Origin of the sequence: Citrobacter sp. H12-3-2 (assembly GCF_009649895.1) — a bacterium.
GTDB lineage: Bacteria > Pseudomonadota > Gammaproteobacteria > Enterobacterales > Enterobacteriaceae > Citrobacter > Citrobacter portucalensis.
This window is the reverse complement of the sequence record NZ_CP045837.1, coordinates 3,501,814-3,519,580: the sequence shown is the minus strand read 5'-3', so window position 1 is coordinate 3,519,580 and position 17,767 is coordinate 3,501,814. Positions and strand designations below refer to the sequence as shown.

At 53.3% G+C, this 17,767-nt stretch carries 15 protein-coding genes and 1 pseudogene; 8 read left to right on the top strand and 8 right to left on the bottom strand.

Annotated elements, in window-relative coordinates; genetic code table 11:
- Nucleotides 1–6 precede the first annotated feature (6 nt).
- Nucleotides 7–987: a LacI family DNA-binding transcriptional regulator gene (locus tag GHC22_RS16950; protein ID WP_003831159.1), complete on the top strand. Its 981-nt coding sequence runs from the start codon at nucleotides 7–9 to the stop codon at nucleotides 985–987.
- A gap of 3 nt (nucleotides 988–990) precedes the next feature.
- Here the strand turns inward: GHC22_RS16950 and GHC22_RS16945 are convergent, their stop codons facing one another.
- The 4 genes from GHC22_RS16945 to GHC22_RS16930 all read right to left on the bottom strand — a co-directional run bounded on the left by GHC22_RS16945 (nucleotide 991) and on the right by GHC22_RS16930 (nucleotide 4,023).
- Entirely contained in the window at nucleotides 991–2,235 is a 1,245-nt protein-coding gene (locus tag GHC22_RS16945; protein ID WP_153753592.1) for a mechanosensitive ion channel family protein, read from the bottom strand.
- 65 nt (nucleotides 2,236–2,300) lie between these two features.
- Nucleotides 2,301–2,954: an oxygen-insensitive NAD(P)H nitroreductase gene (gene nfsB, locus GHC22_RS16940; protein WP_003831162.1), complete on the bottom strand. Its 654-nt coding sequence runs from the start codon at nucleotides 2,952–2,954 to the stop codon at nucleotides 2,301–2,303.
- Nucleotides 2,955–3,073: 119 nt separating this feature from the next.
- Complete coding sequence (locus GHC22_RS16935) at nucleotides 3,074–3,442, bottom strand: MmcQ/YjbR family DNA-binding protein (RefSeq protein WP_008784040.1); 369 nt, start codon at nucleotides 3,440–3,442, stop codon at nucleotides 3,074–3,076.
- Complete coding sequence (locus tag GHC22_RS16930; protein ID WP_071445801.1) at nucleotides 3,442–4,023, bottom strand: TetR/AcrR family transcriptional regulator; 582 nt, start codon at nucleotides 4,021–4,023, stop codon at nucleotides 3,442–3,444. The genes GHC22_RS16935 and GHC22_RS16930 overlap by 1 nt, the downstream gene beginning before the upstream one ends.
- 190 nt (nucleotides 4,024–4,213) lie before the next feature.
- Here GHC22_RS16930 and GHC22_RS16925 point away from each other — a divergent pair, with 190 nt between their 5' ends.
- Nucleotides 4,214–5,326, top strand: coding sequence for an MBL fold metallo-hydrolase (locus GHC22_RS16925; RefSeq protein ID WP_153753591.1), 1,113 nt, complete (start codon nucleotides 4,214–4,216; stop codon nucleotides 5,324–5,326).
- A gap of 17 nt (nucleotides 5,327–5,343) precedes the next feature.
- Nucleotides 5,344–5,685: a RamA family antibiotic efflux transcriptional regulator gene (locus GHC22_RS16920; RefSeq protein WP_003021996.1), complete on the top strand. Its 342-nt coding sequence runs from the start codon at nucleotides 5,344–5,346 to the stop codon at nucleotides 5,683–5,685.
- A gap of 21 nt (nucleotides 5,686–5,706) precedes the next feature.
- Here the strand turns inward: GHC22_RS16920 and GHC22_RS16915 are convergent, their stop codons facing one another.
- Both GHC22_RS16915 and GHC22_RS16910 read right to left on the bottom strand, forming a co-directional pair.
- A complete protein-coding gene (locus tag GHC22_RS16915; RefSeq protein ID WP_008784044.1) occupies nucleotides 5,707–5,955 on the bottom strand; it encodes a DUF1158 domain-containing protein in 249 nt (82 codons plus the stop codon).
- A 66-nt stretch (nucleotides 5,956–6,021) separates the two neighbouring features.
- Nucleotides 6,022–7,140, bottom strand: coding sequence for a YbdK family carboxylate-amine ligase (locus GHC22_RS16910; protein ID WP_153753590.1), 1,119 nt, complete (start codon nucleotides 7,138–7,140; stop codon nucleotides 6,022–6,024).
- A gap of 143 nt (nucleotides 7,141–7,283) precedes the next feature.
- On the opposite strand from GHC22_RS16910, the pseudogene GHC22_RS24720 reads away from it, so the two are divergent.
- Both GHC22_RS24720 and GHC22_RS24715 read left to right on the top strand, forming a co-directional pair.
- Nucleotides 7,284–7,973: pseudogene (locus GHC22_RS24720) on the top strand (GNAT family N-acetyltransferase); the annotation flags it as partial.
- Complete coding sequence (locus GHC22_RS24715) at nucleotides 7,965–8,981, top strand: alpha/beta hydrolase (protein WP_370458820.1); 1,017 nt, start codon at nucleotides 7,965–7,967, stop codon at nucleotides 8,979–8,981. The pseudogene GHC22_RS24720 and the gene GHC22_RS24715, both read left to right, overlap by 9 nt.
- Here GHC22_RS24715 and entD read toward each other — a convergent pair.
- Complete coding sequence (entD, locus tag GHC22_RS16900) at nucleotides 8,971–9,624, bottom strand: enterobactin synthase subunit EntD (RefSeq protein WP_153753588.1); 654 nt, start codon at nucleotides 9,622–9,624, stop codon at nucleotides 8,971–8,973. The genes GHC22_RS24715 and entD overlap by 11 nt on opposite strands.
- 49 nt (nucleotides 9,625–9,673) lie before the next feature.
- The gene (locus tag GHC22_RS16895) at nucleotides 9,674–11,968 is read right to left on the bottom strand and encodes a TonB-dependent siderophore receptor (RefSeq protein WP_153753587.1); all 2,295 of its coding nucleotides are present in this window, start codon (nucleotides 11,966–11,968) and stop codon (nucleotides 9,674–9,676) included.
- 253 nt (nucleotides 11,969–12,221) lie between these two features.
- On the opposite strand from GHC22_RS16895, the gene fes reads away from it, so the two are divergent.
- Genes fes through entF form a run of 3 tightly spaced genes read left to right on the top strand, consistent with a single transcriptional unit; the run spans nucleotide 12,222 to nucleotide 17,575 of the window.
- Nucleotides 12,222–13,439, top strand: a complete 1,218-nt coding sequence (fes, locus tag GHC22_RS16890) for an enterochelin esterase (protein ID WP_153753586.1) — start codon at nucleotides 12,222–12,224, stop codon at nucleotides 13,437–13,439.
- 30 nt (nucleotides 13,440–13,469) lie between these two features.
- Entirely contained in the window at nucleotides 13,470–13,688 is a 219-nt protein-coding gene (locus tag GHC22_RS16885; protein WP_109421421.1) for an MbtH family protein, read from the top strand.
- Nucleotides 13,685–17,575: an enterobactin non-ribosomal peptide synthetase EntF gene (entF, locus tag GHC22_RS16880; protein ID WP_153753585.1), complete on the top strand. Its 3,891-nt coding sequence runs from the start codon at nucleotides 13,685–13,687 to the stop codon at nucleotides 17,573–17,575. Before GHC22_RS16885 ends, entF begins: the two co-directional genes overlap by 4 nt.
- The last annotated feature ends 192 nt before the right edge of the window (nucleotides 17,576–17,767 follow it).

The following is a 17,767-nucleotide window of genomic DNA, read 5'->3' as shown; positions in this document are numbered from 1 at the left end:
GTCGTTATGTCTATTCAAAAAATCGCCCAGCTTGCCGGTGTGTCGGTGGCGACGGTATCGCGTGTGCTGAATCACAGTGATACCGTCAAAGCCAAAAATCGTGAGCGCGTGCTACAGGCTATTAAAGAAAGCAATTATCAGCCCAACCTGCTGGCGCGTCAGCTGCGTACGGCACGTAGTTCGATGATTCTGGTGATGGTTTCCAACATCGCCAATCCTTTTTGTGCAGAGGTTGTTAAAGGCATTGAAGAGGAGGCGGAGAAGAATGGCTATCGCATTTTACTGTGTAATTCCGGCTCAGATACAGCCCGCTCAAAATCGGCGTTGAAGCTCCTGTCGGGGAAAATCGTCGATGGCATTATCACCATGGATGCATTCTCCAAATTACCGGAACTGACTACGCTGATTGGCGATGCGCCCTGGGTTCAGTGCGCGGAATATGCTGACAAAGGCGCGGTTTCCTGCGTGGGGATTAACGATGTTGACGCCGCACAGTCGGTAATATCTCACCTGGTGGATAAGGGCTACCGACGAATTGCCTTAATCAATCATGACCTGAGTTATAAATATGCTCGTTTGCGCGAACGCGGCTATAAAGCGGCGCTGCATGCGCTGTCGCTTGAATATCAGGCTGTGGAATATGCCAGTGAATTAAGTTCCAGTGCAGGAATTGCGGCGATGAAAACACTACTTGCCGCAGAGGTGAAACCCGACGCGGTGTTTGCCGTATCGGATACGCTAGCCGCTGGTGCGATGCGCGCTATTTTCGATGCCGGATTACAGATCCCGCAGGATATCGCCGTTGTTGGTTTCGACGGTACGGAACTGGCAGAAATGGTTTCTCCACAGCTTTCGACCATTGAGCAGCCCTCACGGGATATAGGCCGCAAAGCGGTAGGATTATTGCTGAATAAAATAGAAAATCCTGACGCGCAGACGGAAAGGGTGATGATGGACTGGCGCTATATTTCACGCGCCAGTACCTGAGCTTTATCGCTGAAACGCGCCAGATAGCGCACGAATATCGTTTCCGGTAGGCGACTGATGAATGCGCAATCCAAACTCTTCGACTACGGCAAATATATGGTCGAAGATATCAGCCTGAATACTTTCATATTCAAGCCAGACCACCGTATTGGTAAAGGCATAAATTTCGATCGGTAAACCATGATCGTCCGGCGCAAGCTGGCGCACCATTAACGTCATATCTTTGCGAATACGCGGATGATGACGCAAATACTCGTTCAGATAAGCGCGGAAGGTACCAATATTGGTCATCCGGCGGTGATTCAACACCGATTCAGGCGCATCTAACTGCTGATTCCACTCGTCAATTTCCTGGTGACGTGTTGTTAAATACGGTTTCAGCAGGTGGGCTTTATGCAGACGCTGGCGCTCATCCTCATCAAGAAAATGGATGCTGGTGGCATCGATGCTGATGCTGCGTTTTATTCTCCGCCCACCGGAAGCTGACATTCCACTCCAGTTTTTAAAAGAGTCTGATACCAGGGACCAGGTGGGGATAGTGGTGATGGTGTTATCCCAGTTGCGCACTTTGACGGTGGTTAAGCCAATATCAATGACCGCGCCATCGGCACCGTATTTCGGCATTTCCAGCCAGTCACCCAACTTCAACATATCGTTGGCTGAAAGTTGTATTCCGGCAACCAGTCCGAGGATTGGATCTTTAAACACCAGCATTAACACGGCGGCCATGGCGCCCAGACCGCTTATCAGTATTGCCGGTGACTGACCAATCAGCAGGGAAATCATCAATATTCCGACGAGGATTGCGCTGATTAGCTTGATGCCCTGAAATATACCTTTTAGCGGCAATTGCGACGCAGCAGGGAGTTTTTGCGACAGATTGAGAATAACGTCCAGCAGGGAAAACAGTGACAGCAGGGCGTACATCATGATCCACAGCTGTGCGCAGTTCACTAATATTTCTGCGGCTTCGCTGCCTTTCTGTAGCCAGAGTGCGGCCTGTATATTGACAATGATACCCTGCAGGGTGAATGCCAGCCGGTGAAATAACTTGTTCTGCGTGATGATTTGTAGCCACAGGCGGGAGCTGGCGTTGGCGCGCTTTTCAAATGCGCGTAATACCACCCAGTGCAAAATAACGTGAACAATAATGGCGGTGATAAAAATAATGCCAAAAATCATCACCAGCGAGGTGGTGTGATTTATTTCAATGCCGAGTTCTTCTACCTGAGATATCAATTCCTGCATAATGTCTCCTTAATAAACAGCGGTCTATGATGACCGCTGTGCGGAGCTTATGCAAATGCGGAGGATTAGACTTCCGTCAGCGTCGTTTCCAGCGGCAGACGAGATTTCGGCAGCGCGGCGTTGAAATCTTCTACGCTGTGATGACCCACAGGAACCACCACTACGCTGGTGAAACCTTTTTCTTTCAGGCCAAATTCTGCATCCATGACTGCTGAATCAAAGCCTTCGATCGGCACCGCATCCAGGCCCATCGCCGCAACGCCCAGCAGGAAGTTACCGACGTTCAGGTACACCTGTTTTGCCATCCAGTGGTTGTCATCTTTCAGTTCTTTGCGATGCATGTCGGCAAAGAAGGTGCGGCCTTTGTGGTTTGCAGCTTTCGCTTCAGGCGTGGCGAAACGACCATCGCTTTCTTCTTGATCCACCACGCGTTCCAGCCACGCATCGTCCATCGCCGTTTTGGCGCAGAACACCACGACGTGGGAAGCATCCAGCATTTTACGTTCGTTGAATACAAAGCCGCCGGCTGCGGATTTAGCTACACGCGCCTTACCTTCGTCAGTGCTGGCGACAATAAAGTGCCATGGCTGAGAGTTGGTGCTGGACGGGCTAAACTGCAGCAGCGTTTTTAATTTTTCGGCCTGCTCAGCGGTCAGTTTTTTATTCGGATCAAATGCCTTAGTGGAGTAACGTTTTAAGGCGACAGAAACAATATCCATAACTACTCCTGGTGATTTTCCATACCCTGCGGGTGCGTTTTGTTTCAGCAGGGTACAGGGTTAGCAGGAAAAAGATAAGACAGGAAAATGCAAAAACACTTATCGGGGTTAGCGATAAATCAACCTGGACGCAGGCGTTTTTGATCCCGTTTCGGCAAGCCGTCGACGACGCGGTGCCAGGAATCATTCACCAGCTCTGCCAGTAATGACTCGGTAATATCGTCACCAGGATAGACCGAGATCCAGTGCTTTTTATTCATGTGATAGCCGGGCTTAATGCTGGGGTAGATCTGCTGGTTTAACAGTGATTTTTGCGGATCGGATTTCAGGTTAATAAGCGGCCGTCCGCGAAGCTCCGTGACCAGCATAAAAATTTTACCGCCAACCTTGAAGACATCGTATTCCGGGCCGAAAGGCCAGCAGTGTTCGGTAAAAGGTAGTTCGAGCGCAAGGCGTTTCGCACAGGCAGGAAGGGTCTGGCCGTCCATTATTGTTCCTCGCGGGTCAGGGCGCGCCACATGGCTTCAAACCCCATCGAAATATATTCATTTGCGCGGGCAGCGTCGCGGGCGGCGAACTCCATGGTGGTTTCTGCCAGAGAAAGGAATAGCCCGTCGCCAAAGGCGCGATATTCATCAGACATAAACTCGGGTCGTACGGAACGATGACAAAGATCGCGCAGTTCCGGGAACATATCGTCAGCCTGTTGTTCGGTTTCCTTGCTTATTTTCTCGCTGACGGCCAACTGACGAATCGTGCGATGCCCGCAGGTGTGGTTCAGGCCCCAGCTAATGTAGCTGTTCCAGATGTAGTGAGTCATGGTTTTGGCATCGGTCACTGAACGATCCAGGTTTGCCATCATCGACTGACAAAGGTCTTGCTTCAAAAAGAGGTAAAGCTCGTTGATCAAATCATCTTTGGTCGCGAAATAGCGAAACAACGTTCCCTCCGCAACCCCTGCATTACGGGCTATCACGGCGGTCGAAGCCGCAACACCTGATTGTGCAAATGCTGTGGTTGCAGCTTCCAGTAATGCCAGTTTTTTGTCTTCACTCTTCGGACGAGCCACTACACTTTACCCTTAAGTCTGTAAAAAACATGATTGAATCACGGCGTTTGCTGCGCCGCAACGGCGAATGTCAAAGATTGAAAATCATCTTGACGGAGAACTTTCGATTTCTATAATGAGTGCTTACTCACTCATAATCAAGAGTCAGTCGCGCAAACCAGCGGAAAGGGGGCGCGTTTAAGGTCAGGATATGAAGCGTCTCACAGTTTGTGTGGTTGTTATTATGCTTATTGCTGCAGCTGCAAGTTTACCGTTTGTACTCAATGCCGGGTTTGGTCAGGCGCCGCAAGGGGCACAACTGAGTCAGGTTGAACAGTCACCGCACTATCGTGATGGACAGTTTCATAACCAGGTGCCGACACCGGGCTATACCGGCAACAAAGGCATGCTGGCGGCCTGGTGGGAGTTTCTGGTCGCTAAGCGTGAAAATGCACGACCAGCACAACCGTTACCTATGGTCGCGACCGATCTCGCCGGGCTTTCGCCGCAGCAGGATACCCTGGTCTGGCTGGGCCATTCTTCGTGGTATTTACAGCTGGCGGGTCAACGTATCCTGATTGATCCGGTTTTCAGCAATTATGCCGCACCGTTCTCGTTCCTGAACAAGGCCTTTGCCGGTGATTATCCGTGGACCGCACAGACGATGCCGGAGATAGACCTGCTCATCATCTCGCACGATCACTATGACCATCTGGATCTCGCCACTATCAAGGCGCTAATGCCGAAAATTAAGCGGGTGATTACGCCGCTTGGCGTCGGGTCGCATCTGCGTTACTGGGGGATGCGCAGCGAGATAATCGAAGAACGGGACTGGAATCAGTCCGTCAGAGTGACGGATTCGCTGATCGTTCATGTGCTGCCCGCCCGTCATTTCTCGGGGCGCGGTATCAAACGCAACCAAACGCTATGGGCGAGCTCCATGTTCGAAACGCCGGAGCAGAACGTTTATTACAGCGGCGATTCCGGCTATGGACCGCATTTTAAAGCCATCGGCGAGCAGTTTGGCTCTGTCGATTTGGCGATTATGGAGAACGGTCAGTATGACCAGGACTGGAAGTTTATTCACATGATGCCGGAAGAGACGGCGCAGGCTGCGGCAGATCTGCATGCGAAAGCCGTGTTGCCAGGGCATGCCGGCCGTTTCGTTCTGGCGAAACATACCTGGGATGATCCTTACAAACGACTGGCGCTTGCCAGCCGTCATCAGGATTACCGACTGCTGACGCCAATGCTGGGTGAACCGGTAATACTGTCCGAACCGGACCAACCGTTTACGGCCTGGTGGCAACAGGTGACTCAATGAATACAGGGGAGAGCATGATGACGATTTCTGCTCAGGTAATTGATACGATTGTTGAATGGATTGATGATAATTTGAATCAACCATTGCGCATTGATGATATTGCACGCCATGCGGGATATTCCAAATGGCACCTGCAGCGTCTTTTTATGCAGTACAAAGGCGAAAGTCTTGGGCGTTACATCCGCGAGCGCAAGCTGCTGTTGGCGGCGCGCGATCTACGCGATACCGACCAGAAAGTGTACGACATCTGTTTGAAATACGGATTCGATTCGCAGCAGACCTTTACGCGTATTTTCACCCGTACGTTCAGCCAGCCGCCGGGAGCTTATCGCAAAGAAAATCATAGCCGAACGCATTAACAGCAGAGGGTTCTCGCGGGCCTAATCCGCCAGCGAGAACCAGCGCCGCCAGATGAAGCGCAGCACCAAATATTCAATCACGCCCAGCAGTAAAAACCACAGGCAAAACAGCAAAGTATAAAACTGATTGAGATCCATCAGATGAAAAATGGCGACGAGTTTTTGCGCCAGCACCAGGCCAAGCGAGGGGGCGGGTAGCAGCAGGCAAGACAAAAAAGCCAGTAGCAGGATCCCTGCGACAGTCATCAGTGATTCAAGCGGGTGTTTCATGGCATTGTTAAACTTGAGTTAAAAAACCATTGTCCGGGATCTCAGCGGGCAACGCAAATCCCACGCTTACAACCCCGCCCAAATCTCACAATGCTTTTTCACCAGACCACTCAACGATCCCCCTTCCGCCACGAAATCACGCATATTCTGTGCTTCGTCATGACCATGTTTAACCTGTAGGCGTAAGGCTTCAATCGCGCTGATTGCGCCTACTTTATCTGCAGAGGTAGCGATATTCTCCAGGAGTCGCAATGTGTCTTCTGACAGGCGGCAGCCGTCGCCGGTATTGACGTCGGTGACGATTCCCGCCATACCAAAGCGACAGGCCTGAAAACGATTGAATTTATACAACAGGTAATCACGCTCCTGGTGCATGAATGGACGTTTGGTGAGTAACCAGTGGGCGGTAGCCTGAATAAGTCCTGCCATATTGACCGCATGATCAAGGGTCAGCGGCGTATCCATGACCCGAACCTCTACCGTGCCAAAGTGCGGGCTGGGGCGGATATCCCAGTGTAAATCTTTAATGCTATCAATCATGCTGGTGTAAGCCAGTCGACGGAATAACCCCTCGAATTCCTGCCAGTTATTCACCCATGGCATCGGGCCATTATCGGGAAATCCGGAGAAAATATTCAGGCGCGCGCAAGCAAACCGCGTGTCGGAGGTCTGCATATAAGGTGAAGCGGCAGAGAGCGCAATAAAATGGGGAACAAATCGCGACAGGCCGTGTAGCAGGTAAATGGCATCATCGCCGTTTGCGCAGCCGATATGCACATGCTGGCCGAATACCGTCGCTTGCTGGATAAGATAGCCAAAATTTTCCAGGTTGCGCCGATAGCGTTCGTCATCGCAGACTTCCTGACGTTGCCATTTTTGAAATGGATGTGTGCCACCGCCACAAATGGCGAGGTGATGCTCTGCAGCAACTCGCATAATTATCTGCTGCATAGCGGACAATTCAGCATCAGCCTGGTCGATATTTCGGCAAACTCCGGTCGCCATCTCCAGCATACTTTCGGTGATATCGTGCTTCACTTCTCCGGCGGTGAGCTGCGGTTTTACGGCGTCAATCAGCCGGGAAGAATCCTGACTCAGGTCGTAACCTGGCGGATTGACCACCTGCATTTCCAGTTCAATGCCTAACGTAAAAGGGTCGGAAACATGAAAATCAGGTAGTGGCATAAGGCTCTCTTCTGCGTTGATTTTTAATCAGTATAGAAGGACTGCTGATTTTCTGTTCGTCGTCAAAATCACCCTTGCGACGCTTTGAAGGTGTAATGGCCAGTGTTATAACTATTTTTTTACTTCGCTACTGGGGTTGAATCGTGCCGGAAATAAATCTTTATGGGCAGACCGTCGGCGATGTCGTGCCGGACTGGAATGGCGCTGCCGTACTGCCACGGGAAACGCTGATAGGGCAATATTGTCGACTGGTTCCCCTGGATGCCGACAGCCATGCCGCCGATCTGTTTGATGCCTACGCGCAGGCGCCGGACGATCGCGACTGGACCTGGCTTGCAAGTTCTCGCCCCACAAGCGTCGAGGCCACAGCTTGCTGGGTGCAGGGGAAAGTTACTGATGCATCTCTGGTTCCCTATGCCGTCATTGAACAGCGTTCAGGACGAGCTGTCGGACTGGTGTGCTTTATGGCGATTGAACGAGAGCACGGTTCGGTCGAAATTGGTCATGTGACCTGGTCACCGCGTATGAAAAATACGGTTCTTGGCACCGAAAGCATCTGGCTGCTGTTACGCCAGGCATTTGCGTTGGGCTATCGTCGCGTGGAGTGGAAATGCGATTCTCTGAACACCGCTTCTCGACGGGCAGCGGAACGCCTTGGGTTTATCTTCGAAGGTCGCTTTCGCCAGAAGATTGTGCGCAAGGGGCGTAATCGCGACAGCGACTGGTTATCAATGATTGATAGCGAATGGCCCCAGTGTGACGCCGTGTTACAGCGCTGGTTGGCCGCAGAGAACTTTGATGAAAACGGACGGCAACGCCAGTCGATGGCAGAGTGCTTTTCCTGTGAGACTGCCAACGTTGAGACTGTGCAGACGCAACAGCAAGGTTATCAACAGCGCTGGCAACAGGAACACGGCTCGCTGACGCAAACACCGCCTGCGCTTCTGGCTGATTTACTCGCAGCACAACCTCGCTATCCCAACCTTTGCTACGACACGCTCTGCTCAAGAGCAGGGTTAGCAGCACTGACAAAAGCAAATGTGTCCACCTCAGAACCGATGGCGGCAATTATCAATACGGAAGTGGATACCGGAGAGCGTCGCATCCCGGTACGGATTTATCTCCCGGCACTGACCGGAGAGCCGAAGGTGGTGGTGTTTATCCATGGCGGTGGGCATCTGAGCGGTTCGGTGGAAGTGTATGACCCGGTTGCCCGTCATCTGGCGATGGCGACAGGAAATATCGTTGTGTCGGTTGATTATCGACTTGCGCCAGAAAACCCGTATCCGGCTGGTCTTTCTGATGCAAAAGCAGTAATAGAAAACGTCTGGTCGCTGCTCGACAGTCAGCATATTCCTTACACTCGCCAACTCACGCTTATCGGCGACAGCGGTGGCGGCGCATTTAGCACGACGCTGGCGGCCTACTTTTCCCGCGAGCAGCCAGGATTTATTCATCGCCTGGTGCTGATTTATCCGAGCCTGGACTACACGCTGAACTGGCCATCGGTGCAGGAGAACGGTACCGGAAAGCTACTGGATGAAAGCAAAATACGCTGGTATTTTCAGCAATATTTCCGCAATGAAGAAGATCGTAAACAGACGTCTCCGCTTTACCTGCCGTTGAGCCAGGATTTTCCACCCACTCTGGTAGTCAGTGGTGGGTTGGATCCGTTGCGGGATGAAGATTTTGCTTTTGTCGCCAGACTGCAAGCTGAGGGGATACCCGTACAGCATGTTCACTTTCCTGGGATGACGCATGCTTATCTGATGCTGGAGGATAAAGTCCCGCAGGAAGCAAAAGCCACCTATCTGGCGATTGGTGACTTTGTTAAAAAGTAACGTCGCACAGAGTAATGACATGGTAATCGCGTTGAAACCAATGCACGTTAATTTCCTGATTGGCGAGGTTAGGCGAAAATGATGGCATGATTTGCAATGTTAATTGCTGATTCGTGAGTGCGGTAATTTTTGCGCTGGTGAAACCTGGTAACCCGGATGCCTGAGTGGAAAACGCCTTATACAGGCTCTCCTTGGCGCTGAATGCCAGAGTTAAGGCGAGTGGAAAGGGCAATTCAGAATGATGCAAAATCGGTCGTTCGTGGTTATCGATAATACCGTCAGCCAGCTCAACTGCGGTTTGTTGCGTAAAAATAGCTTCTATATCCAGCCCAACGGGATGCGTCGATACTACCGCCAGCGCAGTTGATGCACTGTGGCTGATGCTGCCAAACAACTTTTGTGGCCACAGCGGTTGTCGCTGCCCGCCGATGCCAGGTACAGTTTTGATACCGTATTCACGTAATGCATGTACTGCGGCAATACGCCCTGCTAAGTGCTCAGCTTTGCGCTTACGTCCACAGGATTGAAGTTGAGAGTGGTGGGGGAGCCAGAGCAGGTCGCGCTCATGGAAGCTGTCGGGATCGAACTCGACCATGTGCAGCGTGTGGTCTGCGAAAGTGAGCGGTGTGTGCGTGGTGTGCATGATAGTTATAATTTCCCTCTCCCCGTCGCGAGGAGAGGGAACAACGCTATCAGAAGTGGGTGTTAACGCTCATATACCACGTACGACCCGGTTCGTTATAGGTGTACGCGCCAGCGCCCGCCATATAGTCGCCAGTTTTGATATCGCTGGTGGTTTGGGCATTACCTTCACGCCACAGACGTTTGTCGAAGACGTTATCCACGCCGCCGGTCAGGCTGACGTTTTTCGTCACATCCCAGGTCGCGCTCAGGCCGACGATGCTGTACGGGCTGACTTCACTCGCCGAACTACCGGTTACTGGTTTACCCTGGTAATCGTATTTCTTCGGCTGCTGTTTGCCGTACCAGGTGAAGGTGGACTGCAGCGACAAATCTTCGCGTGCCTGCCAGCTCAGCGTTGAGTTCAGGGTATATTCAGGAATAATCGACAGGCGCTCGCCGGTCTCTTTATTCTTACTTTGCAGCATGTAGGTAATGTTGTTGGTCCAGTTAACGGTTTCGCTAACCGGCACGTTCAACGTCCCTTCCAGGCCTTCCACCACAGCTTTAGGTACGTTTTCCCACTGATAGATATCGGTGTAGGTTGTTGTTTCTTTACCCGTAGTCGGGTTTTTCTGGGTAATTGACGTTCTGCTTAGCGGTACAGTCCCCGCTTCGATCTTGTTACGGTAATCGTTGCGGAACCAGGTTACGCCAGCCAGCCAACCGTCACGTTTGAACTCCAGACCAATCTCTTTGTTGATACTGGTTTCGGCCTTCAGGTCATCGTTGCCCATCATGTAGCAACCAATGCCCGTCGCAGATCCGGTGGCATAGCAGCCCTGGCCTTTGCTGTACAGAATATAGTTCGGGTTAGTCTGGTACAGGCTAGGTGCTTTATAGGCCCGTGCGATACCCATTTTCAGCGTAAAGTCGTCGCCCAGACCTTGGGACAGGTTCAGGGACGGGCTCCAGTTGTCGCCAACGACGCTGTGGTGGTCGAAGCGCAGACCCGGCGTCAACATGGTGCTGTCGGTCAGCTCCATGTTATTTTCAGCAAACAGGGAGAAAATTTCAGCCTGTGAATATGGGCTACGATCGGTGCTGCTGGCACCAGGTATGTTCCCGCCCATAAAGGTCTGGGTATTGGAACTCATGTCTTTCATTCGCTGCTGGTTCCATTCGGTACCGAGCGTCAGGTTCTGGTTAACTAACAGGTCGAATGGAATGCTAATTTCGCTGTGCAGGGTGACATCCGCCAGGTCAGTGTCGGTAAATTGATTACTGTTAAATAACCCTTCAAGGCCACCTGCCAGACCTTCACCCAAACGGGAGTTACGGGTGTGTTCGTATTGCGCCCAGTTGCTGGTGGTAATGCCGTTGTCCCAGCCGCCGTTCCACGTCAGCGCATAGTTCTGGCGGTACATACGGTTGGTTTCTTTACCGTAGTATTTTTTTACCAGCCCGTTAGTTTTGTTATCGTTGTTGGTGTTTTGAGTGTCACCCGCATACAGGTTGCCCTGACGGCTGTAGCCAGCTTCAAACTCCAGCGATTGCATTGGGGCAAAATCCCAACGCAGCAGGCCGTTGATATCTTTGTTTTTTACCCCTTCACGACCCGCAGGCATCGTATCGGCATATGACCCTGTACGTGCTGACTGGTGACCGTCGTTAATGTCCCAGGCATCGGCCTGGGTTTTGTCGAGGTTACCGTTCAGGCGGAAGCTGAAATCTCCGCCCAGCGGTCCATTCAGACTAAAGTTGGTTCGCTTGGTTGAACCTTCCTCTTTGTGTTCCGGGGCGTTGAAATAGGTATTCCAGGAACCATGCCACTCATCGCCGCCTTTCTTGGTGATGATGTTCACCACACCGCCAGCTGCACCATTGCCATAGCGTGCTGCGGCAGGACCGCGCAGCACTTCAATACGTTCAATCATTTCCGGAGCAACCCAGGCGGTATCGCCGCGGGTATCACGCTCGCCGCGCCAGCCCTGACGCACGGAGTTACGGCTGGTAACCGGTTTACCGTCGATCAAAATCAGGGTGTTTTCTGGCCCCATGCCGCGAATATCGATCTGGCGGTTGTTGCCACGCTGTCCGCTGGTTGAGTTACCGGTCAGGTTAACGCCTGGCATGGTACGGATGATTTCCGACACATCGCGAGCGGGAGGGTTCTTACGAATTTCATCAGCGGTAATGGTTGAAACGCCCGGCGCCTGCAGGTTCTGCTGGGCGGCGGTAACGACGATGGTGTCTTCATGGGAGACAGCGACGCTATCGGTTTGATCTTCTGCCATTGCTGGCAGGGCTACCCCGTAAATCCCTAAATTGACCAATAAGGCCAGTGAATGAATCTTGTTGTTCATTGTATGTCCTGCTGTTCTTTTAGCCACGAGTACCAATGTGCCGTGGTGCGGCATTTGGCCTGATGTCGCCCGCATCTGCGTAAACTATCCATTCCAGAAAAAGTACGCAGCGCCAGGTCGGTTAATAAGTGGTGAAAAACTGTACGCGCTTCCCACAGCGCGACAATACGCTATTGCAAATGCAAATAGTTATCAATAATATTATCAATATATTTCACGATAGATCATAAAATTTCACAATAAACATGGGGTTATGGCTGTGACGACGTTAAAGATGGGAAGCGAGGCGTGGTGGCAGTCGAAAAAAGGCCCGGAGTGGGAGCGTGAAGATAACGGAAATTATCGGGTAACCTTCTGGTGGCGTGACCCGCAGGGAACGGAAAATGAGTCAGCCATTCATCGCGTTTGGGTTTATATCACCGGCGTCACCGACCACCATCAAAATGCCACCCCTCAGTCGATGCGACGCATTGATGGAACAAATGTTTGGTGCTGGAGTGTTTCCCTCAGCGCCAACTGGCGTGGCAGTTACTGTTTTATCCCAACAGAGCGCAACGATATCTTTTCCTCGCTTGTGGCAGGCGAAGCGCCTGACCGAAACGTGCTGCGTGAAGGCTGGCGGCAATTGCTGCCACAGGCCATTGCTGATCCCCTTAATCCGCAGAGCTGGCGGGGCGGTCGTGGCCACGCGGTGTCTGCGCTGGAAATGCCGGAGGCACCCGTACAGCCCGGATGGGATCAACCTGAACCCCCCAAATCCCCCGCAGTGTGCCTGCAATGGCATAGCGCCAGGCTCGGCAATTCGCGTCGCGTATGGGTGTTTACCACCGGTGATGCTCAACCCGAAACGCGTCCGTTGGCTATCCTGCTGGACGGACAGTTTTGGGCACAGAGTATGCCGGTCTGGCCTGCGTTGACTTCACTCACGCATCGCGGACACCTTCCTTCTGCCGTTTATCTCCTGATTGATGCCATTGATACGGCTCACCGCAGCCATGAGCTACCGTGTAATGCGGATTTTTGGTTGGCGGTGCAGGAGGAGTTATTACCACTGGTGAAGACAACGACCGCGTTTAGTGACGATCCGCAGCGCACCGTGGTGGCTGGGCAAAGTTTTGGCGGGTTGTCATCGCTGTATGCTGGACTGAACTGGCCCGCGCGCTTTGGCTGTGTGCTTAGCCAGTCGGGCTCTTACTGGTGGCCGCATCGTGGTGGTCATCAGGACGGGGCGATCGTCGAGCAACTGAAGACCGGGACCGTCAGTGCTCAGGGGCTGCGTATTGTCCTGGAAGCGGGGATCCGCGAGCCCATTATTTATCGCGCTAATCAGGCGCTATATGCCCAGTTACCTTCTGCACCACAGTCTATTTTCTGGCGTCAGGTTGATGGCGGACACGATGCGCTTTGCTGGCGCGGCGGTCTGATGCAAGGGCTAATGACGCTCTGGCAACCGCTTACCGACACGATTTAACCGGACGATGTTCCACGACAGGAGTTGAGTATGGAATTCAGTAACCCCTTCGATAATCCGCAGGGCCAGTTTTACATTCTGCAAAATCCCCAACGTCAGTTTAGCCTTTGGCCGCAGCAGTGCTCGCTTCCTGCTGGCTGGCAAATTGCTTGCGAACCTCAATCCCAGGAAGCCTGCCAACAATGGCTGGAAGCAAACTGGACCACGCTGACGCCCGCGAACTACATCGATGTGCAGGAGGCTCCATGACTCAGCGTTTACCGTTAGTGGCGGCTCAGCCGGGGATCTGGATGGCGGAAAAACTCTCCGCATTGCCCTCGGCGTGGAGCGTGGCGCACTACGTAGAATTAACTGGCGAACTGGACGCGTCGTTGCTGTCAAAAGCGATTGTGGCGGGCCTGGAGCAGGCCGATACCCTGCGGATGCGGTTTAGCGAAGATAACGGTGAGATCTGGCAATGGGTGGATTCTGCGCTCGCCTTTGCGCAACCTGAAATTATCGACCTGCGCGCAAAATCAAATCCACATGAGGCGGCGCGTGCGTTGATGCAGGCAGACCTGCAGCAGGACATACGTGCTGATGGCAATAAACCGCTGGTTTTTCACCTGCTTATACAGGTGGGAGAAAAGCGTTGGTATTGGTATCAGCGCTACCATCATTTGCTGGTCGATGGGTTCAGTTTTCCGGCCATTACCCGCCAGATAGCCGCAATTTATCGCGCATGGCTACACGGCGAGCCTACGCCAGACTCGCCTTTTACGCCGTTCGCCGAGGTGGTGGAAGAGTATCAACAGTACCGTCAAAGCGATGCCTGGCAACGAGACGGCGCTTTCTGGAGCGAGCAGCGAAAGCAACTCCCGCCTCCTGCTTCGCTGTCGAACAATCCGTTGCCGGGACGATCGGCCAGCGCGGATATTATTCGTATGAAGTTAACCGCGCCTGAAGGGGCGTTTCGTCGGCTTGCGGCACGTATGCCTGATGTTCAGCGTGCGGATCTGGCCCTCGCGCTGGTGGCATTGTGGCTGGGACGTTTATGCAGCCGAATGGATTATGCCGCCGGGTTTATCTTTATGCGGCGCATGGGGTCGGCGGCGTTGACCTCCACTGGACCGGTTTTAAACGTACTGCCATTTGGTGTGAGGCTGGATGCGGCAGAAAGCTTGCCTGCGCTTGCACAACGACTGGCCGGACAGTTGAAGAAAATGCGTCGGCATCAACGTTATGATGCCGAACAAATCGTTCGCGACAGCGGGCGTGCAGCCGGTGCCGAGCCGCTGTTTGGCCCGGTGCTGAACGTGAAAATATTCGACTATCAGCTGAATATTCCCGGCGTTCAGGCGCAAACCCACACGTTGGCGACAGGGCCGGTGAACGATCTTGAACTGGCGTTATTCCCGGATGAAAACGGTGGGCTGAGTATTGAAATTCTGGCCAATAAACAGCGCTACGATGCAGAAACGCTAGCGCAGCATGCCTCGCGTTTAATCGGGCTTATCGAGCAGTTTGCCGACAATCCGGCGCTATGCTGCGGCGACGCCGGGATGCTGTTGCCAACAGAACATGAGCGGCTGGCGAAGATTAATGACACCACCGTCGAGATCCCGTCCACTACGCTGAGCGCGCTGGTGGCACAGCAGGCCGATAAAACGCCGGATGCCCCGGCGTTGGCCGATGCCCGCTATCAGTTTAGCTATCGCGAAATGCGCCAGCAGGTCGTGGCGCTGGCGAGCCTTTTGCGTGCACGCGGCGTCAAGCCTGGCGACAGCGTCGCCGTGGCATTACCGCGTTCCGTGTTCCTGACGCTGGCGCTGCACGGTATCGTTGAAGCCGGTGCAGCCTGGCTGCCGTTGGATACCGGATACCCGGACGATCGCCTGCGGATGATGCTCGAAGACGCGAAGCCAAAATTGTTGATCGCGACCAATGAGCAACTGGCGCGCTTTAGCGATATTCCTGGGCTGGAAAGTCTGTGCTATGACTCGCCCCTGCCAGCAGAAGATGCTGCTCCGCTGGCGCTATCTCAGCCCAATCATACTGCCTATATCATTTTTACTTCCGGTTCTACCGGTAGACCAAAAGGGGTGATGGTTGGGCAAACCGCCATCGTTAACCGTCTGCTGTGGATGCAAAATCACTATTCGCTGACCGCGGATGATGTGGTGGCGCAGAAAACACCGTGCAGTTTTGACGTCTCGGTATGGGAGTTTTTCTGGCCGTTTATTGCCGGGGCAAAGCTGGTAATGGCAGAGCCTGAGGCGCACCGCGATCCGCTGGCGATGCAGCAGTTCTTTGCCCAATATGGGGTGACGACCACGCACTTTGTTCCCTCTATGTTGGCCGCTTTTGTCGCTTCACTGACGCCGGAAACCGCGCGGGAGAGTTGTGCCTCGCTGAAACGGGTATTTTGCAGCGGCGAAGCCTTGCCTGCAGATTTATGCCGTGAGTGGGAACAGTTAACTCATGCGCCACTGCACAATTTGTACGGACCAACGGAAGCGGCGGTTGATGTGAGCTGGTATCCGGCCTGGGGGGAAGACCTTGCTGCTGTAACCGGCAACAGCGTGCCGATTGGCTATCCGGTATGGAATACCGGTTTACGTATCCTGGATGCCATGATGCGCCCGGTGCCTTTCGGCGTGGCTGGTGACTTATATCTGACGGGGATCCAACTGGCGCAAGGTTATCTGGGCCGTCCGGATCTGACTGCAAGCCGCTTTATCGCCGATCCGTTTAACGCTGGCGAACGCATGTACCGTACCGGGGATGTGGCGCGCTGGCTGGAAAATGGCGCGGTGGAATACCTCGGGCGCAGCGATGACCAGCTTAAAATTCGCGGACAACGCATTGAGCTCGGCGAGATTGACCGGGTGATGCAGCAGTTGCCTGATGTCGAGCATGCCGTTGCCCACGCCTGCGTATTCAACCAGGCGGCGGCGACAGGCGGCGATGCGCGTCAACTGGTGGGGTATCTGGTGTCACAATCGGGTTTACCGCTGGATACGTCAGCGTTGCGGGAAAAGCTGCGTGAAAAACTGCCTGCGCATATGGTGCCGACGGTATTGTTGCAACTGGCGGAGCTGCCGCTTAGCGCGAACGGTAAACTGGATCGTAAAGCGCTGCCGATGCCTCAGTTGACGTCGCGTGTTTCCGGGCGCGCACCGCGAGCAGGGACTGAAACCACCATCGCGCAGTCTTTTGCGGCTTTGCTGAATTGCGAGGTGAATGACGTGGCGGCAGACTTCTTTGCGCTTGGCGGACATTCGTTGCTGGCGATGAAGCTGGCGGCACAGTTGAGCCGGGTTTTTGAGCGTCAGGTGACGCCGGGGCAGATTATGGTGGCCTCTACCGTTGAACAACTGAGTGCTCTGTTGGAGAGCACTGATGATGAGCAGTCGCAGCTTCTGGGATTTGAGGCACTGCTGCCGCTGCGTGAAAGTCACGGCCCAACGCTGTTCTGTTTCCATCCGGCGTCGGGTTTTGCCTGGCAGTTTAGCGTGCTGTCACGATATCTCAGCCCGCAGTGGTCGATTATTGGCATTCAGTCGCCACGACCGGATGGCCCTATGCAGGCGGCGGAAAATCTTGATGCGGTATGCGAACATCACCTGGCAACGTTGCTCAGTCAACAGCCTCACGGACCTTACTATTTATTAGGTTATTCGCTGGGTGGGACGCTGGCACAGGGGATCGCCGCGCGCTTACATGCCAGAGGAGAGACGGTTGCATTCCTCGGACTGTTGGATACCTGGCCGCCAGAAACGCAAAACTGGCAAGAAAAAGAGGCCAATGGATTGGATCCAGCGGTACTGGCGGAGATCGAGCGTGAACGCGAAGCGTTTCTGGCGGCGCAGCAGGGGAATGCGTCAGAGGCTTTATTTAACGCAATCGAAGGCAACTACGCCGATGCGGTTCGCCTGCTTACCACGGCGCACAGCGTGCCGTTTGCAGGTCATGCCACGCTGTTCGTCGCTGAGCGTACGTTAGTACCGGGTGTCAGCCCTGAGCGCAGCTGGTTACCGTGGATATCCAGTCTGGATGTTTACCGCCACGACTGCGCGCATGTTGATATTATTTCCCCCACCGCGTTTGAGGCGATAGGGCCTGTAATAAATACACTGATTAATAAATCTGTGTAACAAGACGAATATTGCTATCGCGGTGATCGAACAATTCCATAGTGTAAATAATATGTTATGGAATTGTTCTTTTTTGTGCGGTGCAAGGTGATGAAAGGGGTGAATAAATTCCGAATATAATATTTGGTAGGCCTCCATGTGCAAACAGTGTTTCGGATAATTCTGACAAGCTGGTAGACTTCTCTCACGGAA

Bases quoted from the DNA above. Each gene is read 5' to 3' on its own strand.
- GHC22_RS16945 (WP_153753592.1), bottom strand. From the start codon at position 2,235: ATGCAGGAATTGATATCTCAGGTAGAAGAACTCGGCATTGAAATAAAT.
- GHC22_RS16920 (WP_003021996.1), top strand. From the start codon at position 5,344: ATGACGATTTCTGCTCAGGTAATTGATACGATTGTTGAATGGATTGAT.
- GHC22_RS16950 (WP_003831159.1), top strand. From the start codon at position 7: ATGTCTATTCAAAAAATCGCCCAGCTTGCCGGTGTGTCGGTGGCGACG.
- GHC22_RS16935 (WP_008784040.1), bottom strand. From the start codon at position 3,442: ATGGACGGCCAGACCCTTCCTGCCTGTGCGAAACGCCTTGCGCTCGAA.
- GHC22_RS24715 (WP_370458820.1), top strand. From the start codon at position 7,965: ATGGCAGAGTGCTTTTCCTGTGAGACTGCCAACGTTGAGACTGTGCAG.
- GHC22_RS16885 (WP_109421421.1), top strand. From the start codon at position 13,470: ATGGAATTCAGTAACCCCTTCGATAATCCGCAGGGCCAGTTTTACATT.
- fes (WP_153753586.1), top strand. From the start codon at position 12,222: ATGGCTGTGACGACGTTAAAGATGGGAAGCGAGGCGTGGTGGCAGTCG.
- GHC22_RS16925 (WP_153753591.1), top strand. From the start codon at position 4,214: ATGAAGCGTCTCACAGTTTGTGTGGTTGTTATTATGCTTATTGCTGCA.
- entF (WP_153753585.1), top strand. From the start codon at position 13,685: ATGACTCAGCGTTTACCGTTAGTGGCGGCTCAGCCGGGGATCTGGATG.
- GHC22_RS16915 (WP_008784044.1), bottom strand. From the start codon at position 5,955: ATGAAACACCCGCTTGAATCACTGATGACTGTCGCAGGGATCCTGCTA.
- entD (WP_153753588.1), bottom strand. From the start codon at position 9,624: ATGCACACCACGCACACACCGCTCACTTTCGCAGACCACACGCTGCAC.
- GHC22_RS16895 (WP_153753587.1), bottom strand. From the start codon at position 11,968: ATGAACAACAAGATTCATTCACTGGCCTTATTGGTCAATTTAGGGATT.
- GHC22_RS16910 (WP_153753590.1), bottom strand. From the start codon at position 7,140: ATGCCACTACCTGATTTTCATGTTTCCGACCCTTTTACGTTAGGCATT.
- nfsB (WP_003831162.1), bottom strand. From the start codon at position 2,954: ATGGATATTGTTTCTGTCGCCTTAAAACGTTACTCCACTAAGGCATTT.